Raw genomic sequence first — 23,363 nt, 5'->3', positions numbered from 1 at the left:
CGTGAGATGCGGCGCCGCCACCCGAAGGGCGCGGCCACAGCGTGTGCGACAGAAGGAAATTGGCTTCACGAATGCCGCGAGGTCTCTGACCGAAGCGGCACCTGGCGTCGGGGAAGTACGTCAGGGTCCGCATCCGGGCAGAGGCCGCGTGGCACTCGCTGCGGGCTAGAAGATTCCGCCCAGTGCCTCGTCTCTCGCTTGTGCGTAGTCCTCCTCGTGTTCGGCGAGGTAGGTCTCCCACGCCTGCTTGTCCCAAATTTCCAAGAAGTCGACCGAGCCGATGACCGTACAGTCGCGGGTGAGGTTGGCGTACCGGCGATGTTCGGCCGACAACACGATCCGGCCCTGCGTATCCAGACGCTGTTCGTCCGTTCCCGCCGCCAGCGCCCGGATGAACGCCCGCGCCTGCGGGTTGCTCCGGGATGCCGAGGCAGCACGCCGGGCGAGCGCACTGAACTCTTCTTTCGGATAGACGGCAAGGCTGTGGTCCTGTCCCTTGGTGACCATCAACCCTCCCGCCAGATCGTCTCGAAACTTCGCGGGCAACGTGAGTCGCCCCTTGTCGTCCAACCGAGGTGTGTAAGTACCGAGAAACAACCCCGATACCTCCTACCGGACCACCTCGAATGGTGTTGGCCGGCTGGGCCGGCCGAGCGCCTTACGGCCTCTCCTGTAGTGCGCGCTCCACATTACCCCACTTTCCCCCACTTTCAATCGAAACACGGGGTGATGTGCCTCCCCGCTCCACCGATTTCGCAGGTCATCCCAGCTATCACGGGTCAGGTGAACTTTTCGCGCGCTCTGCCTCCTCGCGCGCGTCCGCGCGCCACGCGCGCGGCGCTGCCCGTCAACTTCCAGCAAACCCCCTGTTCACACGCTGCGAGACGCGCGGGTGGGGCGTTGTGGAGGGGTCCGGTGGAGGGATGTGGGTGACGCGGGCCGATAACGCAACGGCGCGACGTGACGCACCGGAATCGCACGCACTACGCGGTGTCGGATATCCGCGGCGTGAGCGGGTCAGGCCGGAGGCGGCAGCGCAGCGTCACCACGCAGGCGCCCCCGTCCATGCGCCATCGACGCGGCATGAAAGCGGGGCAGGCCCGAGGGCACAGCGCTGCGTCACCCCATACTGGGGCCCCGTACACGGGGAACGCAGACAGCGATGCCGCACCGGAATTCGGTGCGGCATCGCTGAAGGCAAGTCGGCCTCGCCGACGACTACTCCTGTTCGAACCTTCTGCGGAAGCGGTCTTCCATCCGTTCGGTGAATCCGCCGGAGCGGCGCTGCCGGCCACGGCCGCCGGTTCGCGGCGCCGTACCCGATTCGCTCGGCGGATCATTCGGGGAACCGCCACCCCGACCCGCCGATCCACCTTTCGATCCGCCGAGCAGGAGCAGCACTCCCGCACCGAACATCACGATGAATCCGACCAGACTGATGATCGGGAAACCGCCGGGTCGCACCGGGAGCGCGATACCGGCGATGAGCAGAACCAGCCCGATGACGAACAGGGCCGCGGCCTGCAGCCTGCGTCGACTGGACGCAGTACGGAAACGTCCACCGCGGACGGACGACGCAAACTTCGGATCCTCAGCATAGAGAGCGCTCTCGATCTGTTCGAGCATGCGCTGCTCGTGCTCGGAGAGTGGCACGGTACCTCCCCCGGCACTAGGACGTGGCTGTCGCCTCCGGGTAGGCGACAGATAACCCCTTGGCGGCTATCTGTCACCAATGATACGAGTTCCCCCAGAGCCGTACCACCATATGGGTACAGCTGGGTGAAGTTCGTGCCCGCGGCGACCCCCGGCCGAGACAAAAATTCCGTGGTCCGCGCTGTTCCGGCCCGCCCCGGAGGCCGGGAGCGGACACGCTGATACGACTTGCGGGCGCAGCTGCGCTACCCATCCGTGATCCGCGACGGCCGGAGCGGAGGCGGAGGTACGCACCACAGGCACAGCTGGGCGAAGCCCATCCACAGACCGCGCACGGCCGGAGCGGAGGCGGAGGTACGCCTAGTGCGGCGCCCCGTGGTCGTCGCCCGCGGCTCGCAACCGTGCCGCCGGCGCGATGAGATCCTCGACGTCGTGCAGGAACGCGCCTACACGGGCGTAGAACTCGTCTGCCCCGGCATCATCGATCTCCCGGGGCAGGCCCGCCTCCAGGGCTGCCCTGGTTGCGGAATGGCCGCTGAAATAGTCCGCCCACATCACGAATTCGGGCGCGGCGCGTTGCAACATCACCCAGGCGTTACGCGATCGCGCCCTCGGCGCCGTATCGGCACCGGTGAGTGCCAGTATCGCCCCCGCCCCGCGCAACGCGGCCAAGTAGGCAACCCGGAACCTCTCCCGCGGGTCGCTTTCTCCCGCCGCCTCCATCAGCAGTCCGTCGGCGCGTCGTAACAACATCCCCGCCCGGCCCGGTTGACCCGGGTGAACGCTTCGATCCACCATGGCCGTCCCTCCGTATCCCACCCGTCGTACCCCGCGGCGGTCCACCGGTATGGCAGGCTGAGCGTGCACCGTGGGGAGCCGAACAGGTATTCGAACGTTTGGCTCGAGCTTGAATATAGAGACGACCACCGACATGTTTTCCCGCCGGAAACCGCCGGCTCCGCACCGGCCGACCGTGAAAGAGCCCACCGACACCGCAATGACCGCCGTCAAGTCCAACCACCTCCCCGCCCCCGTCGTCGTCGACCTCTCGGTCGCCGCGCTGCGTGCCCGGTTGCACGACGCACTGGCGGTGTATGTCGCGGCGATGGACTATCCCCGCGGCACCGAACACCATCGGGCGCCGATGTGGACCGAACACACCCACCGCGCCGGCTGGCAGGCCGTCGCGGCGGTCGTGCCCGAAGAGAACGGTGTGTTCGACCTGCGCAGTTCACCACTGGTCGCCATCGCCTACGGCTATCGCGGCGGACCCCATCAGTGGTGGCAGCAGCAGGTCCACGCGGGGATGCGCCGGTCCGGCTGGCCGGAGCCCGCGACGCAGGGCTTGCTGGGCGACTATTTCGAACTCACCGAACTCCATGTCCATCCGAGCGCGCAGGGCCGCGGGATCGGCGCGACCCTGCTCGGCAAGCTCCTGCGCGACCGGCCCGAACGCGCGGTGCTGCTGTCCACCCCCGAGGTGTCGGCCGAGGACAACCGGGCCTGGCGGCTGTACCGGCGGATGGGATTCCAGGACGTACTGCGCGATTTCGTCTTCGCCGGGGATACCCGCCGCTTCGGCATTCTCGGCCGCCCGCTGCCGCTGCCATGAGCGTGGTGATCGTCGGTTCCGGCCACAATGCCCTGGTCGCGGCGTGCTATCTGGCCCGGGAAGGCCGCCGGGTGCGGGTGCTGGAACGCGATATCGTGCTGGGCGGCGCGGTATCGACTGTGGAGCGTTTCCCGGGCCACCGCGTGGACCGCGGCTCGTCGGCCCATCTGATGATCCGGCACACCGGCATCATCGAGGAGCTCGACCTGGCCCGGTTCGGCCTGCGCTACCTCGACTGCGATCCCTGGGCTTTCGTACCCGCCTGCCCGGACACCGGTGCGGCACCGATCGTCTTCCACCGCGACCTCGACCGAACCTGTGCGTCCGTCGCCGCTGCATGCGGCGAACGGGATGCCGCGGCCTACCGGCGTTTCGCCGGCGAATGGGAACCCCGGGCGCGCCGTGTGATGCGTTCGTTCGGCGGTGCGCCCACCCCCGGCCGGTTGGTGCGCTCGTTCTGGGGTCTGGACGCACGCGGCGGCGGAAGCGCGCTCTCGCGCGAGTTCCTGCAGTCCGGTGACGCACTGCTGGACACCTGGTTCGACAACGAGCGACTCAAAGCGGCGCTGGCGTGGTTCGGGGCCCAGTCCGGACCACCGATGTCGGAGCCGGGGACCGCACCGATGGTGGGGTTCGCGGCCCTCATGCACACCCTTCCGCCGGGCCGGGCGGTGGGCGGCAGCGGAGCGCTGACCGAAGCGCTCGTGGCCCGGCTGCGCGCCGACGGCGGCGAGATCGTGGCCGGCGATCCGGTCACCGCGCTCGGCCGCCGGGGCGACCGGTGGCGCGTACGCACCGGCGCGGGCCACGATTACGACGCGGAAACCGTTATCGCCGGCACGCATATCCTCACGACGCTCGATATGCTGCGCGCCGGTGGATTCGACTCCGGACTGCTGGACGGCTGGCAGCGGCGGATCCGCGTGGGCCCGGGTATCGGCATGGTGGTGCGGGCGGCGACCAGCGCACTCCCCGCGTATCCGGGTGCGACGGCCGGCGAATCCGCGACCGGCCTGCAACTGCTGGTCAGCGACCGCGAGCAGCTACGGCTCGCCCACGGCAACGCCCTCGGCGGCCGATTGCCCCCGCGTCCGGTGGTGCTGGGTATGAGTTTCAGCGCCTTGGACCCCGGTATCGCCCCTGCCGGGCAACATCAGCTCTCGCTGTGGTCGCAGTGGCATCCCTACCGGCTCGCCGACGGCAGCCGCTGGACGGCGCACGCCGACGCGGAAGCCGACCGGATCCTCGCCGAACTGGACCGCTATGCTCCCGGCGCCGCGGCGTCCGTGCTCCAGCGCCATGTGCAGACCCCGGTGGACCTGGAAACCGAGATGGGGTTGCGCGGCGGCAATGTCATGCACGTCGAGATGAGCCTGGATCAGATGATGTTGTGGCGACCGCTGCCGGAGCTGTCCGGTCACCGGGTGCCCGGCGCGCCGGGGCTCTACCTCACCGGCGCCTCCACCCACCCCGGCGGCGGGGTGTCCGGGGCGAGTGGGCGCACCGCGGCGCGGCTGGTGCTGCGCGACGGCCGGCGCGGGCGGCAGTGGTTACGCCGGTGAGTGCCGCCGGCCGGTGGATCCGGCCGGCCGGACCGCGGGAGCTGGTACCGGCGGCCTGCCTGGGGGTGCTCATCGCCGCGCAGATCGTCTACCCGCTGACCAGCGGGCCCGCCCGCGACACCGTGACGGTGGCGGTGGTGCTCCTGTCGGCGGGCACGGCGCTGGTACACGCGGCACTGACGCGCGGTCTCCGGTACGCGGCGGGTTTCGGGGTGATCGTCTCCGGTATCGGCCTGGCGGCCGAGGCAGTGGGCACGGCCACCGGAATACCGTTCGGCGCCTACGACTATGCGATCGGGCGGCTCGGACCGGCGCTGTTCGACGTGCCGCTGGTGGTCCCGCTCGCCTGGACCGGCGGCCTGTATCCGATCTGGGTGGTGGCGGGGATGCTGTGCCGCGCACCGGCGTCCCGGATCGCCGCCACCGCGGCGGGCGCGGTGGGCTGGGATCTGTTCCTGGATCCCCAGATGGTGGCCGACGGGCAGTGGCGCTGGCACGACACCGGTTCCGGACTGCCCGGGCTCGACGCCATCCCCTGGACCAACTATCTCGGCTGGTTGCTGGTGGCGGGCGCCATCGCCGTCGCGCTGACCGCCTGGGAGCGGACCGTCCCGCCCACCGACCGGACCGGCATCCCGGTCCTGATGTTCCTGTGGACCTGGCTGGGTTCCGCGCTGGCGCACGCGGTGTTCCTCGGACTGCCGTACTCGGCGGTCTACGGTGGCATCGCGCTCGGCATGCTGGGCGTTCCGCTGCTGGTCCAGCTGTTCCGGGGCCGCGCCGGGCCGATCGGCGGCCGGAACGGCGACACCGCCGGGCCCGTCGCATGGCGGCGGTGAGTTCCGGCCTGGCACCATGTCATCCGTGACTTCGAGTCCCGTTACCGCAAAACCCGGTTCTCCGGTTCCTGCTCCGCGCGCCCGCCGCCTCCGGTCGCGGGTCGCTGCCGCCCTGGTCCTGGCGGCCCTGCTGGTACCCGCGCTGGCCGGTTGCCTGCGGGTGCAGGCGTCGATGGGGGTGTCGTCCAACGACCGGGTATCGGGCCGGATCGTCGCCGCGGTCGTTCCGGAGAACAGCGAGGACAAGGGGCCGCAGTTCACCGCGCCGGAAGCACTCGCCACCAAGGTACGGGTGGAGCCGTACAACCAGGACGGCTATGCCGGTAGCGAGATCTACTTCGACGACCTCAACTTCGGTGAGGTCGAACAGCTCGGGCAGCTGTCCGACCAGGCGCAGGGCCTGTTCGAGCTGAAGTTCCAGCGCAACGGCGATCTGGTGAGCCTCAACGGCCGCGTCGATCTGGAAACGCTGGCCCCGCACGGCTCGGATGTGCAACTGAGTGTGGCGTTCCCGTCCCGGGTCGCCAAGACCAACGGCACCCGCGAAGGGGATTCGGTGGTCTCCTGGAAACTCCCCGCCGGCGAGGTGAGCACGGTCCGCGCCGAGGTCGGCTACGCCGACCCGAACACCCGCTCCTTCGCGGGCTGGGCCGGGATCGTCGGCGGGATCACCCTGGCTGTCGCGGCCGTCATCGCCGCCCTGGCTTTCCTCGACCGGAATCCGCCGGTGCCCGGCGCGCCGGCCGGATTCTCGCTGCGCCGCTGGTGGGAACAGGTCAAGACCAACGCGTGAGGTCGATTACGCGGGGTCGGCGACGGATTCCGGCCGAGCCGGGGCGACCTGATCCGGCCCATTTGCCGAGGTCGGCCGGACCGGCCCGCCGACGGAGGTCTTCAGTAGCAGCGCACCAGCCGACGCTCCCTGCGCGCCCCACCGGCCCGCTGTGCCCGCTCACCCGCCGAAGTCACTTGCGCCGCCCCACCGGCGGAGGTCGCCGGTGACCGGCCTGCGGCCGAGGTCGCTCGCGCCGCCTCCGCGAGCCCGGGAGCGGGCGGTGACCGCGGGAACGCTCCTTGCCCTCGGCTGCGCAGGGCTCACCGCGTGGAATCGGATCACCGTGCCCCGCCTGCCACGCACCGCCGCGCCGATCACCGAGGCGGTGACCGTCTGTGTGCCCGCCCGGGACGAAGCCGGCCGGATCCCGGCGCTGATCGCCGACCTGCGCGCCCAGACCGGTATCCGGGAACTGCGCATACTCGTTCTCGACGACGACTCCACCGACGGAACAGCCGAGCGCGCCCACGAGGCGATCGACGGCGACCCCCGCTGCGTCCTGCTACGCGGTGCCGCCGGCCCGCCGCCGGGCTGGACCGGCAAGGCCGCGGCATGCCAGGTCCTCGCCGATACCGCACAACAACTCGCGGGCACGACCGGCACCGGTGTGCTGATCTTCCTGGACGCCGATATCCGCCTGGCTCCCGGCGCGCTTGCCGCCGCGACCGGGGAGCTTCGGCGCCGAGGCACCGCGCTGCTGTCGCCGTGGCCGCAACAGCAGGCCCGGACGCTCGCCGAGCGCCTGGTGCAACCGCTGCTGTGCTGGTCGTGGGCGTCCACGCTGCCGGTGCGGTACGCCGACCGCTGGACCCGGACGTCGACCGTGGTGGCGTGCGGACAATTCCTGGTGTTCGATTCGGCTGCCTACCGGGCCATCGGCGGGCATTCGGCAGTAGCGGGAAGTGTCACCGAGGACCTCGATATCGCCCGGGTGCTGCGCCGTGCCGGTTACCGCACCGCCCTGGCGGCAGCCGGTGACCTGGCCCGGACCCGGATGTACCGGGGGCCGGCCGAACTCGCGACCGGGTATCGCCGCTGGCTCTGGTCTTCCTACGGAGGTTCGGTTCCCGGTGGGCTCGCGGTGGGAGTCGTCGCCGCGTGGGCATACGGGCTGCCCCCGCTGGCCGCGGCGCTGGGCCGCGGCCGGGTCCGCCGGTGGGGATTGCTCGGGTACGGCGCCGCGGCCGGCGGCCGGCTGTTCGCCCGGAGTCTGGAAACCGGCCGGCCGCCGGGATGGTGCGATCTCATTGCGGCCGCGGCCCATCCCCTGTCGGTCACCACCTATCTGTGGCTGTGGACCCGCTCACACCGCGACCGGCGCCGCAACGCTCTCACCTGGAAAGGACGTGCCCTCACCCCCCGGCCAGACCTGGATTCTCCCTGATTCTTGGTCTTGTGCCGGAGACGCACCCGGTCGGATGATGAATCGGCCCGGACCGATCGACGGGTGCGAGGCCCTTCCGGGCCCGGGTTTCGAGGAGGCTCGTATGACCATCGCCGTCTACCCCAGCGTGGATACCGACTGGGCGCAGTGGCATACCCGGCACTCGGCCCGCCTGCGCAACCCGCAACACCGACCCGGCCCGATCGCCCGGCACTCGCTCGGCGAAGCCCCGGAGCAATTCCCGGGCGTTCCCGGTACCTGGTGGGTGGTCGAGAGCCGGGTCTTCATCGCGGCCAAACCGGGCGACCGCCTGGACCACGACGGTGCGCGGATCGCGGGAATCGAAATCCTCGACCCGGTCGACGGTGCCCCCGGGATCATCCTGCGGCACGACAACCGCGCGCTGGAGATCCTCCGGAAGGAGGGGCAGACCTCGATCCGCGTGTACGCCCCGGCCGACTAGCTCTACCGAGCTGGTCCGATCCGGGCGGGTCACCGGTCCCGGATCGCGGCACACTCGAACGGCGGGTGTCCCTGACCCGGCATACGCCTGCCACCGCACGGCAGCAGTACAACCCGCCGGGAGTGGCAGTGCACCGAGCCGGGGCCGGACGGCCGGCGAGCGAAACCCACCACGCAGGCCGCGCGGTTTTCTCGTCTGCCGGTACGCGGTTGCGTCCGGCCGGCAAAGTCGGTGTTGTCCGCGGGTCAGGCGCTCAGCGGCGCGGCCGTTACCCCGTAGCCGAGGTTGGTCAGCACTTCGCTGGTGGCCTTGGCGAAATTCAGGGTGATGAAATGCAGGCACGGGGCGCCCTCGGCGATCAGCCGTTCCCCCATTTCGGTGGCGATCTCGATCCCGGCGGACCGCACCGCGGCACGGTCCTCCTCCGGCCCGGAACCCGCGGCGCGGCGCAGCCGCTCCAGCACCCGCTCCGGTAGCGGCCGGCCGCACAGCTGCTCGGCCCGTTCCACGGTGCGCAGCGAGGTGATCGGCATCAACTCCGGAATGATCGGCTTGGCTCCTTCGACCGGATCACAGACAGCGATCCGGTCACGCAGCCGCAGATAATCGTCGACATCGAAGAACATCTGGGTGATCGAGTACTCGGCACCCGCGCGCAGTTTCGCCGCGAGATAGTCGGTATCGCGGTCCAGATCGGGTGACCGGTGATGGCCCTGCGGGAACGACGCCACTCCGACATGGAAATCGCCGAGATCACGCACGATCCGCACCAGCTCTTCGGCGTATTCCACCCCGTCGGGATGTTTATGCCATTCACCCAGCGGATCGCCCGGCGGATCCCCGCGGAGTACGAGAATATTGCTGATCCCCGAATCGGCGTACGCGCCGACGATGGACCGGAGTTCGGCGACGCTGTGATCGACCGCGGTGAGATGCCCGACCGGCAGCAGCGTGGTCTCCTCCGCCAGCTGCCCGGTGACCCGTACCGTCCGTTCGCGGGTGCTGCCGCCGGCGCCGTAGGTCATCGACACGAATGCCGGGTGCATCCGCTCGAAGGTGCGTACCGCACGCCATAACCGCTGTTCACCGGCCTCGTCGCGAGGCGGGGAGAACTCCACCGAGAAGGGCACGGCACCGCCGGCGTGCCGCTCCAGGCTCTGCACGACCGAAGGCGTCGCGGAGACGTCCGGTGACGTGGGGGACGGCCGGCCAGGGGTCGGGAGTCCCCGCGCGTTGTCGAAAGTCACCGGCCCAGTCTAAAGGCGTACTCCGGTCCGGCTCGAGCCTCTCCCCGCGCACGGCAGCACCCGTTCCGGACGGCCGCCCTCCCGCGCGTATTCTGTGTCCGTCGGGCATGAGCCAGAGCCTGCGATCGGTCCGCATACCCACGCGGAGGCCGGAGCGCGGGCGAGGGATCGCACTACCGCCTTCAGGGCGTCGGCGCCCGTGGCGAACCAACGAACTGGGAGGTCATCCTGTCCGCCGGAACCCGTTCTCGGAGTCGATGGGCATGAGTGAAGCCCCTGCGTGGTCACGCTCTGCTACCTCCTCCGGGCCCGACTCCCTTGTGCCGTCCGGGGCGGGTCACGCCTCCCTCGTTCCCGGGACGGCGGCTTTCGCGATGGCCGTCGAACAGGCGCTGACCGGTTATTTCGAGTCCCGCGAGGACGCGGTCACCGAACTGGGCACCGTATTCACCGAAGCCGTCGGCGCGCTCGAATCCTTCGTGCTGCGCGGGGGTAAACGGACGCGGCCCGGCTTCGCCTGGATGGGCTGGCTGGGCGCCGGTGGCGACCCGGCAGGGCCCGATGCGGCGGCCGTCCTGCAGGCCTGCGCCGCGCTGGAGCTGGTGCAGGCGTGCGCGCTGATCCACGATGACATCATCGACTGTTCCCGCACCCGGCGCCGGTTCCCCACGGTGCACGTGGACTTCGAACAGCGGCACCACTACCAGGGCTGGGCCGGCGATTCGGCCCACTACGGCGAATCGGTGGCGATCCTGCTCGGCGATCTGGCCCTGGCCTGGGCCGACGATATGGTGCACGGCAGCGGTCTGGATCCGGCGGCCCTGGGCCGGTTCGCCCCGGTCTGGGCCGGGATGCGCACCGAAGTGCTCGGCGGCCAGCTGCTCGATGTGCACGGCGAGGCGAGCGGTGACGAATCGGTCGCGGCGGCGTTGCGGATCAACCGGTACAAGACGGCCGCCTATACGGTCGAGCGTCCGCTGCATCTCGGCGCCGCCCTCGCCGACGCCGATCCCGGCCTCATCGCCGCCTACCGCACCTACGGCACCGAGATCGGTATCGCCTTCCAGCTCCGCGACGACCTGCTCGGGGTGTTCGGCAATCCAGAGGTCACCGGTAAACCGTCTGGTGACGATCTACGCGAGGGTAAACGCACGGTCCTGGTCGCCGAAGCGCTGCAGCGGGCCGCGGCCACGAACCCGGCCGCCGGCGACCGCTTGCGCGCCGCGCTCGGCACCGAACTCTCCGACGAACAGGTCGGGGAACTACGCGACCTGCTGACCGAACTGGGCGCGGTCGACGCAGTCGAATCCCGGATCACCGCGCTCACCGACCAGGGCCTGACAGCCATCGAAGCCAGTTCCGCCACACCGGAAGCCAAGGAACGCTTGAAGGCGATGGCACTGGCCGCCACCCGGCGCGCGGCATGAGCGGGTCAGGCCCGGAGGCGGCAGCGAAGCGTCACCACGCAGGGCCCTCGCTCATGCCCCATCGACACAGCATGAGCGGGTCAGGCCCGGAGGCGGCAGCGAAGCGTCACCACGCAGGGCCCCCGCTCATGCCCGATAGGCACAGCATGAGCGGGTCAGGCCCGGAGGCGGCAGCGCAGCGTCACCACGCAGGGCCCCCGCTCATGCCCGATAGGCACAGCATGAGCGGGTCAGGCCCGGAGGCGGTAGTGCGATACCTCCGCCTTCGCTCCGGCCTCCGCGGTCGGTATGCGAGCCGATCGTCGGTCTCGCTCATGCCCGAACGACACAGTATGAGCGGGCACATATGAGGTCGGTCGAAGGTCCGGTCGACCGGGTTGTGGTGGTCGGTGCCGGGCTGTCCGGGCTGTCTGCGGCGCTGTATCTGACCGGCGCGGGCTGTTCGGTCACCGTGGTGGAGCGCGCCGATCATCCGGGTGGCCGGGTCGGGCGCTACCGGTTCGACGGTTACGACATCGATTCCGGCGCCACCATCCTCACTCTCCCCGAGTTGGTGGACGACGCGCTCGCCGCCGTGGGGCTCGATACCGATTCCGCCGTGCCGCCGTTGCGGATCCGGCCGCTGGCACCGGCGTATCACGCCCGGTTCGCCGACGGTTCCCAGTTCCGGCTCTTCTCCGATCCCGACCGGATGAGCGCGGAAGTGACGCGGGCCTGCGGGCCCGGCGAGGCCGCCCGCTACCGGCGGCTCCGCGACTGGCTGGGTCGCGTCTATCGGGCCGAATACGACGAATTCCTGGCGGCGAACTTCGATTCGCCGCTCGATATGGTCCGGATTCCGCCGAAACGGGCGGCCCTGTTCGACCTGATCCGGCTGGGGGCGTTCGGCCGCCTGGGGCGGCGGGTCACCCGCACCCTGCGTGATCCGCGGCTGAGCCGGCTGTTCACCTTCCAGGCGTTGTATGCCGGTATGGCGCCCGAGCAGGCGCTGGGGGTCTACGGGGCGATCCCCTATATGGACACCGGCCTGGGCGTTTACTTCCCCGACGGCGGGATGCGGGCCGTCAGCGACACTCTCGCCGGGGCGTTCACCGCCGCCGGTGGCCGTCTCGAACTCGGCGCCGAGGTCACCGGTCTCGACTACACCCAGGGACCGGGGCCGCGCCGGGCCCGGCAGGTGCTGCTGGCGGACGGCCGGGCGCTGCCCTGCGACGCGGTGGTGCTCACCGCGGACCTCGGATCGCTCGACCGGTTCGGCATGCGACCGCGCCGCGGCCTGCGGGCTTCTCCGTCGGCCGTCGTCGCGCACGGGATCGTGCCGGTCACGGTGGCCGGGCGGTGGCCGGTGCAGGCGCATCACACGATCGACTTCGGCGCCGCCTGGGCGCAGACCTTCCGCGAGATCACGGCGCGGCGCGGCGGGCGGCCGATGAGCGATCCGTCGCTGCTGCTGACCCGGCCCGCGCTCACCGATCCCGGTCTCCACCTCACCCGAGACGGGGTCCGCTACGAACCGTTCTCGCTGCTCGCCCCGTGCCCGAACCTGGATTCCGCGCCGCTGGACTGGGCCCGCCTGGGTCCCGCCTACCTGCGCGAACTGCTCGTGGTGCTGGAAGAACGCGGCTACCACGGAATTGCGACGGAGTTCGTCGTCGACCGTCTCGACACGCCCGCTACGTGGCGCGATCAGGGCATGATCGCCGGGACCCCGTTCTCGGCGGCGCATCTGTTCCGCCAGACCGGCCCGTTCCGGCCCCGCAACTTCCCGCGCGGCAGCGAGAACGTGGTCCTGGCCGGTTGCGGAACCACGCCCGGGGTCGGTGTTCCGACCGCGCTACTGTCCGGAAAACTCGCGGCACAACGCATTGTGGGCGAGAATCGCGGGGTCCGGACGCGCGCCCCCGCTACCGTCCGGCGGTCTTCCCGGAAGGAAGCCGTAAACTGATCGCCGACCTATTCGCTCGCGGTTGCGACCGCCGACCACCCGGGGGGACCGACACCTGATGCCAGCCCCCCATACGCACACCACCGCCACCGCCGTGCAGATCCCCGACACCGGCATTCCCGCGCCGGCCGCTCCCGCGGGTCCCGCCGCCCGGGCCCGGTTCGCCCCGGGCATGCTGGGCTGGATGCGGTTCTGCGCCGATTTCCTGCGCAGCCCGGAGGGACATGCGGCGCTGCTCGGCTTCGCCGGCGCGATCATGATCACCTTCGGCGGCTTCGGCGCCGGCAGCGTGCGCAAACGCGATCCGCTGCTGGAAGCAGTCCACCTGTCCTGGCTGCGTTTCGGGCACGGGTACGCCCTGTCGATGATCTGCGTATGGGCCGGGGTGCTGATGATGGTCGCCGCATGGGTGCGGCTGGGCCGGATCACGCTGGGTTTCGGCGGCCACTCCGGCGATGTGCGCCTCAACGAGTTGCGCGCGATCGTCGGTATCTGGATCGCGCCACTGATGTTCGCGGTACCGATGTTCAGCCGGGACGCCTACTCCTACCTCGCGCAGGGCGCGCTGCTGCGGGACGGTTTCGATCCGTACCAGGTGGGACCGGTCGCCAATCCCGGCATCCTGCTCGACAACGTGAGCACCGTCTGGACCACAACCACCGCCCCCTACGGTCCCGTTTTCCTCCTGATGGGCCGCGCGATCACCGCGGTCACCGGCGAGAGCGTGGTGGCCGGGACCATCGCGCTGCGGTTCGTGATGCTGCCTGGGCTGGTGCTGATGATGTGGGCGGTGCCCTATCTGACCAAACACCTCGGCGGCAAGCCCACGGTCGCGCTGTGGCTGGCCGTGCTCAACCCGCTGGTGCTGATCCACCTGATCGGCGGCGTGCACAACGAAATGCTGATGGTCGGCCTGATGTGCGCGGGTATCGCACTGGTCCTGGAACGCCATCACGTCGCGGGGATCGTGGTGGTGGCGATCGGGGTCGCGATCAAGGCGACCGCGGGAGTGGCGCTGCCCTTCCTGGTCTGGATCTGGATGCTGCACGAACGCGACCGGCGCGCCGAGGACGGCCAGCGGGCGGCGCTCGGGACGAGCAGCCGGGAATTCCTGGCGCACCACTGGAAGATGTTCGCCAAGATCGCATCGCTCGGCCTGGCGGTATTCGCCGTGGTATTCGCGGCCGCCTCGGCGATCGCCGGTGTCGGGATCGGCTGGCTCACGGCGCTGTCGGGGTCGCAGAAAATCATCAACTGGCTGTCCCTGCCGACGGTCATGGCGCACGCCACCACCTGGGTCACCCCGTTCGGCCTGGACTCGTCGCTCGAAGTGACCCGGCTGCTGTGCATGCTCGCGCTGCTGGTGCTGCTCGTGTGGACCTGGTGGAAGTTCAAACTCACCGAGCGCGACGCGGTGCTCGGGATCCTGATCGCGTTCGTCGCGATCGTGATCCTGTCGCCGGCGGCGCTGCCCTGGTACTACTCGTGGCCGCTGGCCCTGGCCGCCGGTTTCGCGCTGTCGACCACCACGCTCATGACACTGGTCGGGGTGTGTACCTGGCTGATGCTGGTATTCCAGCCGGACGGGTCGATCGGGCTCTACAACTTCTGGCATGTCGCGGCCGCGACGTTCGCCTCCGTCGTCGCCGCGCTGTCGCTGCGGACGGTGGACCCGCTCCGGTTGCGCGGAGCACCGCGGCGGATCACCGCACCCGCCGTCACTCGTGGACCGTGAACAACGAGTACCGCACCGAGCTCACCGGAAAGCCCGCTCCCGGCGCCACCGCCGCGCCACCCGCTCGCCCCGGGGCACCACGCAACGAACCCGCGCGGGTGATATCCGGCAAGAACAGCGCTGCTGATCCCACCGCCCTGCGCCGCGCCTATCACCGATGCCGCCAAACCGCCGCCGCACACGGGCGCACCTATTACCTGGCGACTCGGCTGCTGTCCGCCGAGCAGCGTCCCGCCGTACACGCCCTCTACGCCTTCGCACGCATGGTGGACGATATCGTCGACGCGCCGGATCGCGCGCTGTCCGGTCCGGGACCCGCGGCGGTGCTGGACGCCGTCGAGCTCACGTTGCGCACCGCATGGTCACTTCCGGCCGAGATCCCGCGGACCGGGACCGTGCGCCCGGCCGCGCTACCCGCCGGTTTCGGCGATATCGTCCTCGCGCTCACGGATACCGTCGACCGGTTCGCCGTCGACCCCCACCATTTCTGGCTCTTCCTGGACTCCATGCGCATGGACGCGGCCGACTCTCCGCTGTTCCGCAACCGCTATCCGGACATGACGGCCCTGCACGAGTACATGCGCGGTTCGGCCGCGGCCATCGGCCTGCAACTGCTCCCGGTACTGGGCACGACAGGCCCGCGTGCGGCGGCCGAACCCGCGGCGGCGGCGCTGGGCAATGCTTTCCAGCTCACCAATTTCCTGCGCGATATCGGCGAAGACCTCGACCGCGACCGGATCTACCTACCGGCCGACGAACTCGCCGCGTTCGGGGTGGACGAACAGCTCCTCACGCACTGCCACCGCACGCGGCGCACGGACCGCAGGGTCCGCCGCGCACTGCAACATCTCATCGCCGTCAACCGAGACCTCTACCGCGGCGCACACCCCGGCATCGAACTACTCAGCCCGCGCGTGCGACCGGCCATCCGCACCGCGGCCGCCGTCTACGCGGCCATCCTGGACCGCATCGAGGAAAACGACTACGACGTGTTCGCCCGCCGCGCGGTCGTACCGAACCACCGCCGACTGCGGCTGGTTGCGGGCGCAGCATTGCTCCGACGGCGGCCGCTGGGTCACGCACGCTGAATCCACGACAACGAAGGACTCCAGCGCCCGAGAGTCCAACGACGCCCTCGAAAGCCCGACAGGCCCGAATCGAACGTGCCCAGCGGCGGCGCCGAGTTCAGCGAAACCCCGCGCGCGCCGGCGCGCCAAAAATTCAGAACGGGTCGGCGGCTGCGCGGCGGAGTACCTCCCGGGCCAGCGGCCCATGCAGTGCCTCCACCGGTTTGCCCGGCAGGGTGTCGTCGTCGGTGAAGATCCATTCCAGGATCTCCTCGTCGGTGTATTTCGCGTCGCGCATCACCGTGATCAGGCCCGGCAACGATTTCAGCACCGCACCCGTATCGTCGAAGAAGATCTCCGGGACCCAGACGATGCCGTCGCGGCGTATCGCGAGCAGCTGATTGTCCCGCAGCATCTGGTGGACCCGGGTCACCACGACGCCCAGGTTCTTGGCGACATCGGGTAGCGAGAGCAGTGGTACCGAGGCGGGCAGGACGTCGGCACTGCAAGGAAAGGCACTCACGGGAGACAACCGTAGACGTTGTCCGCCGGACCGCGGTGAGACACCCGCATCGGTTCGGCCGATAACATCGTGTGAGCCGCGTGGGGCGGCCACCGTGTGCACACGGTACGAAGGTGGAGAGGTTCGTGACAGCCGGAGGACAATTGATCGGCGCCGTGCTCGACCGGCGCTACCGGATCGACGCGCCGATCGCCCGGGGCGGGATGTCGATGGTGTTCCGGGGGGTGGATACCCGGCTGGGGCGTCCGGTCGCCATCAAGGTGATGGATCCCAAGTTCGCCGGTGACCCGCAATTCCTGAGCCGGTTCGAATTCGAGGCCCGCGCGGTGGCCGGGCTCAAACACCCCGCCCTGGTCGAGGTGTACGACCAGGGCGTGGACGGTGAGTATCCGTTCCTGGTGATGGAACTGGTCCAGGGTGGGACGCTGCGGGAACTGCTGCGGGAACGGGGGCCGATGCCGCCGCACGCAGTGCGCGCGGTCGCCGAACCGGTGCTCGCCGCGATCGGGGTCGCGCATGCGGCCGGGCTGGTGCATCGCGATGTGAAACCGGAGAATGTGCTCATCTCCGATGCCGGGGACGTCAAAATCGCCGATTTCGGCCTGGTCCGGGCGGTCGCCGCCGCCAACACCACCTCCGCCAGTGTCATCCTGGGCACCGCCGCCTACCTCTCGCCCGAACAGGTGACCAGCGGTAGCGCCGACGCCCGCAGCGATGTGTACGCCTTCGGGATCCTGATCTTCGAGCTGCTCACCGGCAAGGTCCCGTTCACCGGCGACAACTCGTTGTCCGTGGCCTATCAGCGCGTCGAGAACGATGTGCCGAGCCCGAGCGGGCTCATCGCCGGTGTACCGCCCGAATTCGACCGGCTCGTCGCCCGCGCCACCGCCCGCGAGCCCGGGCACCGGTTCGCCGACGCCGGCGAAATGGTGGCCGAACTGCGGGCCGTCGCCGACCGCCTGAACCTGCCCTCCTACCGGGTTCCGGCCCCACAGGATTCGGCCGAGCACACCAGCGCCCGGCACCCGGTCACCCCGCCGCCGGCGGAATCCGCCGCGGCGCCGCCGGAGCCACATCCGACCCGGATGGTCACCGCGGCGCGACCGCGAACCGACCCACCGCCGCCGCCCGCCTACATACCACCGCAGCGCCCCACCCAGTACAGCTCCTATCAGGAGGCGCACGCCGGCAACCGCCGCAACGGCATGATCTGGACGGCCGCGGTGGTCGCCCTGACCCTCGTGGTCGGAATCGGCGGCTGGTGGCTCGGAATGGGCCGCTACAACACCGTTCCGTCGGTCGCCGGTATGACCCTCGACCAGGCGACCGCAGAGCTCCAGGAGGCCGGATTCGACACCGGAACCCGCGACCGAGCCTCCGACACCGTCCCGGTTGGTGGTGTCGTAGGCACCGACCCGGGGCCGGGCGCCCGGGAAACCAAGGGCACTACCGTCGATATCCTGGTGTCCAGCGGTAAACCCCAGGTGCCCGCCGTCTCTCCCGGCGACGACTGGGACGAGGTCCAGCAGCTGATCCGCGACCAGGGATTGCAGCCGGTCGACGGCGGCGAGGTCGCCAGCACCGCCCCCGAGGGCACCCTCGCCCGTGTGGACCCGGGCCCCGGCACCGTACTTCCGGCGGGCGCCCACGTCCAGGTCTGGAAGAGCAACGGCTCGAAACCGGTACAGCTGCCGGATCTGCGCGCCGACACCCTCGACCAGGCGCGGAAAAAGCTCGAGGGCCTGGGTCTCACAGTCGCCGGTGAACGCCCCGCCTACGACGAGCTGGTCGAGGTCGGCCGCGTGATCGGCACCGAACCCGGCGTAGGCACCACGGTCGACGCCGGCTCCGCGGTCACGCTGGTGGTCTGCGAAGCCGTCACTATGCCCTCGGTCGTCGGCAAATCGGTGGCCGAGGCCCGCCGCACCCTGGAGGGACTGGGTCTACAGGTCCAGGTCCGCCAGTTCGCGCCCCTCGATTCGTCGGTCGTGGTGTCCCAGAACCCGGCCGCGAACGCCAACGTCGAATCGGGCGCTTCGGTCTCCGTGGTCGCTCTGCCGTAAACCCCGGACGAACGTACCCATCGGCACCGCCGAGTCCAGCGGGACATCGGCGGTTCGCCCCACGCCCGAACCGAACGGACCCGGCGCCGCCGAGCCGGCGATGCCTCGGCGGTTCGGCCCTGCATTCGGACTCATCCATCGTCGCGGACAAGCCCATCGAATTACCGCAGCATCTCCGCGACGAGGAACGACAGCTCCAGCGACTGCTGGGTGTTGAGGCGGGGGTCGCAGGCCGTTTCGTAGCGGCCGGAGAGGTCCAGGTCGGAGATGTCCTGCGCACCGCCCAGGCATTCCGTGACGTCCTCGCCGGTGAGCTCGATGTGCAGCCCGCCGGGATGCGTTCCGAGGGCGTGGTGCACCTCGAAGAAGCCCTGCACCTCGTCGACGATCCGGTCGAAATGGCGGGTCTTGAAGCCGGTGGAGGATTCGTGGGTGTTGCCGTGCATCGGGTCGCACTGCCAGATGACCTGGTGCCCGGTGGCCTGCACCTTCTCCACGATCGCCGGGAGAACCTCACGGACCTTGGTGTTGCCCATCCGCGAGACCAGCGTCAACCGGCCGGGTTCGTTGTTCGGATCGAGCCGTTCCACGTACTCCACCGCCTGCGCCGGGGTGGTGCCCGGCCCGATCTTCAGGCCGATCGGGTTGGCGAGGAGTTCGGCGAACGCGATATGGGCGCCGTCGAGCTGGCGGGTGCGTTCCCCGATCCACAGGAAATGCGCGGACAGGTCGTAGAGCACCGGATCGCCCGCGGTGTTCTCGGCCAGGCGCAGCATCGCCCGCTCGTAGTCCAGCACCAGCGCCTCATGCGATGCGTAGATACGAGCCGATTTCAGGCCCGGATCGTTGACCCGGCACGCCGTCATGAACCGCAGGCCACGGTCGATTTCCTCGGCCAGCGCCTCGTAGCGCGCCCCGGCCGGTGACTGCGAGACGAAATCCCGGTTCCAGTCGTGCACCCGGTGCAGATCCGCCATTCCGGCACTGGTCAGCGCCCGCACCAGGTTCATGGCCGCGCTGGCGTTGGCGTAGGCGCGCACCAGGCGCGACGGGTCGTGTTCCCGCACCGCGGCGTCGGCGACCAGCGAATTGACCATATCGCCGCGATAGGACCGCAAGCCGAGCGCATCGGTATCGGAGGACCGCGGTTTCGCGTACTGACCGGCGATCCGCGCCACCTTCACCACCGGCACGCTGGCACCGTAGGTGAGGACCACGGCCATCTGCAGCAGGGTCCGGATATTGCCGCGGATATGCGGCTCGGTGTTGTCCGCGAACGTTTCCGCGCAGTCCCCGCCCTGCATCAGGAACGCTTCCCCGCGCGCCACATCGGCCAGCTGCTCCCGCAACTCGTCGACCTCGGCAGGCAGGCAGATCGGCGGCACGCTCTCCAGCACGGTCCGCATATCCTCCGCCTGGCCGGCATCCCACGACGGCTGCTGCAGCGCGGGCCGCGACAGCGCGTCGTCGAGACGCTTACGCAGTTCGGCGGGCAGCGGCGGCAGCTCGGGCAAGCGGTCGATGGGAACGTCGACGGTCCAATTCACCAGTTCAGGATAAGTGGTGTCCGATCCGGGGGTATTTCCGGCTGCGGTTTTCGGCGCCGATCGGCACGGCTAGGCTCGGTCCGTTCTGTTGTCGCCGAGGGGACCCCCGCAGTTGAGGTATTTCTACGATTCGGAGTTCATCGAGGACGGGCGCGTGATCGATCTCGTGTCGATCGGTGTCGTCTGTGAGGACGGGCGTGAGTACTACGCCGTGTCCTCCGAATTCGATGCCGGCCGGGCGGGGCCCTGGGTGACCAAGCATGTGCTGCCGAAGCTGCCGCCACAGACGTCGCCGCTGTGGCGGACCCGGACGCAGATCCGGGACGAGCTGCACCGGTTCCTGGTCCCCCGGCCGACCGTCCAGCCCGAGATGTGGGCGTGGGTGGGCGCGTACGACCATGTGGTGCTGTGCCAGCTGTGGGGTTCGATGGTGGATCTGCCCTCCGACCTGCCCCGCTACACCAACGAACTGCGTCAGCACTGGGAGGCGCACGGCCGGCCGGAGTTACCGCCCCCGCCACGCGACGCCCACGACGCCCTGGCCGACGCACGGCACAATCTCGCCAAATTCGAGGCCATCGAGGCCGCCCGGCGGCGGGCGAGCTGAATTAACCGGGCACAACGCGAACAGGCCCCCTGGATTCCAGGGGGCCTGTTGTGCGGTACGGGTCAGTGCCCGTGCTGTCCGTTCGAGCGCGCTTCGTCCTGCACTCGTTTGAGGACGGCGAGCTGCCGGTGCTCCTCTTCCAGTTCGTTGGCGAAATGCTGTTCGCTTTCCGAACGGGGGTCGGGCCGCAGGAAGCTACCGGTGCCCGGCTGACCCGCCGAACCCAGCTGGTTCATCTTCTTGGGCACCACGGCGCCCTGGTATTCCAGGGGCAGCGGGTGGCCGTGGTCGTCGACCGGGCCCAGCGGCTGGTGCACCTCGATGTACTCACCGTGCGGCAGGCGCTTGATCACACCGGTTTCGATGCCGTGTTCCAGGACCGCCCGGTCGCTGCGCTGCAATCCGATGCAGAACCGGTACGCCAGGAAGTAGGCGAGCGGCGGTGCGACGAGCAGGCCGATACGACCGATCCAGGTGGTGGCATTCAGCGAGATATCGAACTTCAGCGCCAGGATGTCGTTGACGCACGACAGGGTCAGCACCACATAGAAGGTGATCGCCATGGCGCCGATCGCCGTGCGGACCGGCACATCGCGCGGCCGCTGCAACAGGTTGTGCCGGGCAGTGTCGCCGGTGAGTCTCTTCTCGATCCACGGGTAGGCGATGAGCACCATGAACACCAGGCCCATGATCAGCGCCACCCAGAAGACGGCGGGGATCGTGTACCGGCCCAGATAGATCTCCCAGGGCGGCATCAGACGAGCCATACCGTCGGTCCACATCATGTAGAAGTCCGGCTGGGAACCGGCCGATACCTGCGAGGGGTTGTACGGGCCCAGGTTCCAGATCGGGTTGATCTGCAGGACGCCACCCATGAGGGCGACGAAGCCGAGGGTGAACGCGAAGAACGCGCCCTGGTCGGCGGCGAACACCGGGACGATCCGGGAGCCGACCACGTTGTTCTCGGTGCGGCCCGGCCCGGGGAACTGCGTGTGCTTCTGGTACCAGACGATCGCGACGTGCGCGGCGATGAGCGCCAGCATGATGCCCGGGAACAGCAGCACATGCGCGATGTAGAGGCGCGGGATGATGATGTCGCCCGGGAAGTCGCCGCCGAACATCAACCAGTGCATCCAGGTACCGATCACCGGGATACCGATGGTGATACCGGAGAACGCCGCCCGCAGCCCGGTGCCCGACAGCAGATCGTCCGGCAGAGAGTAGCCGAAGAAGCCCTCGAACATGGCCAGGATCAGCAGCAGCGAACCGATCACCCAGTTCGCTTCACGCGGTTTGCGGAACGCACCGGTGAAGAAGATGCGGAACAGGTGGATGATGATCGACGCCGCGAACAGCAGCGCCGCCCAGTGGTGCACCTGGCGGACGAACAGGCCGCCACGCACCTCGAAGGAGATGTTCAGGGCGGTCTCGTAGGCCCGCGACATGCCGACACCGCGCAGCGGCTGATAGGCACCGTCGTAGGTGACATGCGCCATCGACGGGTCGAAGTACAACGTCAGGTACACACCCGACAGCAGCAGGATGATGAACGCGTACAGCGCGATCTCACCCAACAGGAACGACCAATGGGTGGGGAACACCTTGTTGATCGATCGCTTCACAAAGGCGGCGCCGCGATAGCGCTCGTCCATTTCGTTGGCTTGTGCCGCAATCTTGCGGCCTACACCGGTTCCAGCACTCATGATCGACGCTCCCAGAAGGCGGGGCCGAGGGGTTCGATGAAGTCACCGTTGGCGACCAGGTACCCCTCTGAGTTTACGGTGATCGGCAGCTGCGGTAGCGCTCGGGCGGCAGGACCGAAGATCGGCTTGCCCCATTCGGTCGCGGAGAACTGCGACTGATGGCACGGGCACAGGATCCGGTTGGTCTGCTGTTCGAACAGCGAGGTCGGGCAGCCGAGGTGGGTGCAGATCTTCGAGTAGGCGAAATAGTCGCCGAAGTTGAAGCTTTCCTGACCCTTGCGTTTGATCGCGTTCTTCGCGTCCTCGGGCCGCAGGCGGATGAGCATCACGGCATTGCGGATACCACGCAGCGACTGCAGGGTCGCGTGCTCGTCGCCGCGCCAGGATTCCTTCCACGGGAAGACGGTCTCCATAGCGCCCGAGTCGAGATCCTCGGGGCGGACCAGCACGATGTCCTGCGGCCGGCCGGTGTCGCGGCGGATGTAAACGGTCTCGCCCTTGTAATCGGGGGTCCAGCCGGACACCCACAGCGGCGATTTATCGCCCTTGGCCCACGGGTTCTTGATCATGCCGCCGACGAACACCAGCAGCGCGCCGATACCGAGCACGCCGACGCCGGCACCGGCGGTGCGGGTGATCAGCTTGCGGCGGCCCAGCGTGGAGGTCTCGCCGGCGTCGGACAGCTGGGCCGCCAGCGTACGCCGGTCGACCTCACTGGACTTGCCGTCGTGCCGGTCCTGGACCGACAGCTCCGCGGGAATGAACTTCTTGCGGATCAGCACCACCGCGATACCGATGGCCAGGATCGAGATACCGAAGGTCAGACCGTAGAGCGGGGTGGTGAGCGAGTACAGGCCGTGGCCCTCGTCGTCCTTGCCCTTGTACTCCCAGGGCCAGAACAGGAACACACCCACCAGGGCGGCCGCGGCCAGACCGGAGATCGCGAACCACATCGCGACCTGCCGTTCGGCCCGTTTCTCGGCGCGAGTGCCCGGCACCGGCCAGCGTTCCCGCCGGTAGGCGACCTCGACGCCGTCCCGCGCGGTGCCGAGCTCGACCAGCTCGTCGCGCGTCATCGCGTCCAGTTCGGCCTCGGTCGGTTCCGCCGGGGTCGCGGCCGCGGAATCTTTGTCCAGGCGACCCATCTCGTT

Annotated in this window: 20 protein-coding genes; 12 read left to right on the top strand and 8 right to left on the bottom strand. The window is 69.3% G+C overall.

What is annotated here, in order from left to right:
• Positions 1 to 165 precede the first annotated feature (165 nt).
• The 3 genes from mraZ to ACIA75_RS12540 form a co-directional block, all read right to left on the bottom strand.
• Positions 166 to 597, bottom strand: coding sequence for a division/cell wall cluster transcriptional repressor MraZ (gene mraZ / locus ACIA75_RS12550; RefSeq protein WP_033245100.1), 432 nt, complete (start codon positions 595 to 597; stop codon positions 166 to 168).
• A 621-nt stretch (positions 598 to 1,218) separates the two neighbouring features.
• Positions 1,219 to 1,653 (bottom strand): DUF3040 domain-containing protein, encoded by a 435-nt coding sequence (locus ACIA75_RS12545; protein ID WP_397103020.1) that lies wholly within the window; start codon positions 1,651 to 1,653, stop codon positions 1,219 to 1,221.
• 360 nt (positions 1,654 to 2,013) lie between these two features.
• Positions 2,014 to 2,406: an SAV_6107 family HEPN domain-containing protein gene (locus tag ACIA75_RS12540; protein ID WP_397103474.1), complete on the bottom strand. Its 393-nt coding sequence runs from the start codon at positions 2,404 to 2,406 to the stop codon at positions 2,014 to 2,016.
• Between the two features lie 244 nt (positions 2,407 to 2,650).
• Here ACIA75_RS12540 and ACIA75_RS12535 point away from each other — a divergent pair, with 244 nt between their 5' ends.
• From ACIA75_RS12535 to ACIA75_RS12510, 6 genes are all read left to right on the top strand, one after another.
• Positions 2,651 to 3,265 (top strand): GNAT family N-acetyltransferase, encoded by a 615-nt coding sequence (locus ACIA75_RS12535; RefSeq protein WP_397103018.1) that lies wholly within the window; start codon positions 2,651 to 2,653, stop codon positions 3,263 to 3,265.
• Complete coding sequence (locus tag ACIA75_RS12530; RefSeq protein ID WP_397103016.1) at positions 3,262 to 4,827, top strand: phytoene desaturase family protein; 1,566 nt, start codon at positions 3,262 to 3,264, stop codon at positions 4,825 to 4,827. Before ACIA75_RS12535 ends, ACIA75_RS12530 begins: the two co-directional genes overlap by 4 nt.
• Positions 4,824 to 5,666 carry a carotenoid biosynthesis protein gene (locus ACIA75_RS12525; protein ID WP_397103014.1) on the top strand — a complete coding sequence of 281 codons (843 nt, stop codon included), beginning with the start codon at positions 4,824 to 4,826 and terminating at the stop codon, positions 5,664 to 5,666. Before ACIA75_RS12530 ends, ACIA75_RS12525 begins: the two co-directional genes overlap by 4 nt.
• A gap of 16 nt (positions 5,667 to 5,682) precedes the next feature.
• On the top strand, positions 5,683 to 6,459 hold the full coding sequence (locus tag ACIA75_RS12520; RefSeq protein WP_397103012.1) for an LppM family (lipo)protein: 777 nt from the start codon (positions 5,683 to 5,685) through the stop codon (positions 6,457 to 6,459).
• Positions 6,460 to 6,721: 262 nt separating this feature from the next.
• Positions 6,722 to 7,885 carry a glycosyltransferase gene (locus tag ACIA75_RS12515; RefSeq protein ID WP_397103010.1) on the top strand — a complete coding sequence of 388 codons (1,164 nt, stop codon included), beginning with the start codon at positions 6,722 to 6,724 and terminating at the stop codon, positions 7,883 to 7,885.
• Between the two features lie 103 nt (positions 7,886 to 7,988).
• Positions 7,989 to 8,348 (top strand): hypothetical protein, encoded by a 360-nt coding sequence (locus tag ACIA75_RS12510; protein WP_397103008.1) that lies wholly within the window; start codon positions 7,989 to 7,991, stop codon positions 8,346 to 8,348.
• Between the two features lie 245 nt (positions 8,349 to 8,593).
• Here the strand turns inward: ACIA75_RS12510 and ACIA75_RS12505 are convergent, their stop codons facing one another.
• Positions 8,594 to 9,595, bottom strand: coding sequence for a methylenetetrahydrofolate reductase (locus tag ACIA75_RS12505; protein WP_397103006.1), 1,002 nt, complete (start codon positions 9,593 to 9,595; stop codon positions 8,594 to 8,596).
• Positions 9,596 to 9,858: 263 nt separating this feature from the next.
• Between ACIA75_RS12505 and ACIA75_RS12500 the strand changes: the two genes are divergently transcribed.
• The 4 genes from ACIA75_RS12500 to ACIA75_RS12485 all read left to right on the top strand — a co-directional run bounded on the left by ACIA75_RS12500 (position 9,859) and on the right by ACIA75_RS12485 (position 15,790).
• Positions 9,859 to 11,022, top strand: a complete 1,164-nt coding sequence (locus ACIA75_RS12500) for a polyprenyl synthetase family protein (protein ID WP_397103004.1) — start codon at positions 9,859 to 9,861, stop codon at positions 11,020 to 11,022.
• 346 nt (positions 11,023 to 11,368) lie between these two features.
• Positions 11,369 to 12,967 carry a phytoene desaturase family protein gene (gene crtI / locus ACIA75_RS12495; protein ID WP_397103002.1) on the top strand — a complete coding sequence of 533 codons (1,599 nt, stop codon included), beginning with the start codon at positions 11,369 to 11,371 and terminating at the stop codon, positions 12,965 to 12,967.
• Between the two features lie 172 nt (positions 12,968 to 13,139).
• On the top strand, positions 13,140 to 14,702 hold the full coding sequence (locus ACIA75_RS12490) for an alpha-(1->6)-mannopyranosyltransferase A (protein ID WP_397103472.1): 1,563 nt from the start codon (positions 13,140 to 13,142) through the stop codon (positions 14,700 to 14,702).
• A complete protein-coding gene (locus ACIA75_RS12485) occupies positions 14,699 to 15,790 on the top strand; it encodes a phytoene/squalene synthase family protein (protein WP_397103000.1) in 1,092 nt (363 codons plus the stop codon). The genes ACIA75_RS12490 and ACIA75_RS12485 overlap by 4 nt, the downstream gene beginning before the upstream one ends.
• Positions 15,791 to 15,923: 133 nt before the next feature.
• Here the strand turns inward: ACIA75_RS12485 and ACIA75_RS12480 are convergent, their stop codons facing one another.
• Complete coding sequence (locus ACIA75_RS12480) at positions 15,924 to 16,292, bottom strand: Rv2175c family DNA-binding protein (protein WP_397102998.1); 369 nt, start codon at positions 16,290 to 16,292, stop codon at positions 15,924 to 15,926.
• Positions 16,293 to 16,435: 143 nt separating this feature from the next.
• Between ACIA75_RS12480 and pknB the strand changes: the two genes are divergently transcribed.
• On the top strand, positions 16,436 to 18,355 hold the full coding sequence (gene pknB, locus ACIA75_RS12475; protein ID WP_397103470.1) for a Stk1 family PASTA domain-containing Ser/Thr kinase: 1,920 nt from the start codon (positions 16,436 to 16,438) through the stop codon (positions 18,353 to 18,355).
• 161 nt (positions 18,356 to 18,516) lie between these two features.
• Here the strand turns inward: pknB and ACIA75_RS12470 are convergent, their stop codons facing one another.
• A complete protein-coding gene (locus ACIA75_RS12470; protein WP_397102996.1) occupies positions 18,517 to 19,902 on the bottom strand; it encodes a class II 3-deoxy-7-phosphoheptulonate synthase in 1,386 nt (461 codons plus the stop codon).
• Positions 19,903 to 20,014: 112 nt separating this feature from the next.
• Between ACIA75_RS12470 and ACIA75_RS12465 the strand changes: the two genes are divergently transcribed.
• Positions 20,015 to 20,509, top strand: a complete 495-nt coding sequence (locus ACIA75_RS12465) for a polyadenylate-specific 3'-exoribonuclease AS (RefSeq protein WP_397102994.1) — start codon at positions 20,015 to 20,017, stop codon at positions 20,507 to 20,509.
• 62 nt (positions 20,510 to 20,571) lie between these two features.
• Here the strand turns inward: ACIA75_RS12465 and ACIA75_RS12460 are convergent, their stop codons facing one another.
• Positions 20,572 to 22,212, bottom strand: coding sequence for a cytochrome bc complex cytochrome b subunit (locus ACIA75_RS12460; protein WP_397102992.1), 1,641 nt, complete (start codon positions 22,210 to 22,212; stop codon positions 20,572 to 20,574).
• A complete protein-coding gene (locus ACIA75_RS12455; protein WP_397103468.1) occupies positions 22,209 to 23,357 on the bottom strand; it encodes a ubiquinol-cytochrome c reductase iron-sulfur subunit in 1,149 nt (382 codons plus the stop codon). Before ACIA75_RS12455 ends, ACIA75_RS12460 begins: the two co-directional genes overlap by 4 nt.
• Positions 23,358 to 23,363: the final 6 nt, after the last annotated feature.

The organism is Nocardia sp. NPDC051750, assembly GCF_044453135.1.
Classification (GTDB): domain Bacteria; phylum Actinomycetota; class Actinomycetes; order Mycobacteriales; family Mycobacteriaceae; genus Nocardia.
The sequence above is the reverse complement of the archived record's forward strand: the minus strand, read 5'-3'. Positions and strand labels throughout refer to the sequence as shown.

Coding starts and splice junctions, on each gene's coding strand:
- ACIA75_RS12490 (WP_397103472.1), top strand. CDS start 13,140: ATGCTGGGCTGGATGCGGTTCTGCGCCGATTTCCTGCGCAGCCCGGAG.
- ACIA75_RS12460 (WP_397102992.1), bottom strand. CDS start 22,212: ATGAGTGCTGGAACCGGTGTAGGCCGCAAGATTGCGGCACAAGCCAAC.
- ACIA75_RS12520 (WP_397103012.1), top strand. CDS start 5,683: ATGTCATCCGTGACTTCGAGTCCCGTTACCGCAAAACCCGGTTCTCCG.
- crtI (WP_397103002.1), top strand. CDS start 11,369: ATGAGGTCGGTCGAAGGTCCGGTCGACCGGGTTGTGGTGGTCGGTGCC.
- ACIA75_RS12500 (WP_397103004.1), top strand. CDS start 9,859: ATGAGTGAAGCCCCTGCGTGGTCACGCTCTGCTACCTCCTCCGGGCCC.
- ACIA75_RS12535 (WP_397103018.1), top strand. CDS start 2,651: ATGACCGCCGTCAAGTCCAACCACCTCCCCGCCCCCGTCGTCGTCGAC.
- ACIA75_RS12540 (WP_397103474.1), bottom strand. CDS start 2,406: ATGTTGTTACGACGCGCCGACGGACTGCTGATGGAGGCGGCGGGAGAA.
- ACIA75_RS12455 (WP_397103468.1), bottom strand. CDS start 23,357: ATGGGTCGCCTGGACAAAGATTCCGCGGCCGCGACCCCGGCGGAACCG.
- ACIA75_RS12530 (WP_397103016.1), top strand. CDS start 3,262: ATGAGCGTGGTGATCGTCGGTTCCGGCCACAATGCCCTGGTCGCGGCG.
- ACIA75_RS12510 (WP_397103008.1), top strand. CDS start 7,989: ATGACCATCGCCGTCTACCCCAGCGTGGATACCGACTGGGCGCAGTGG.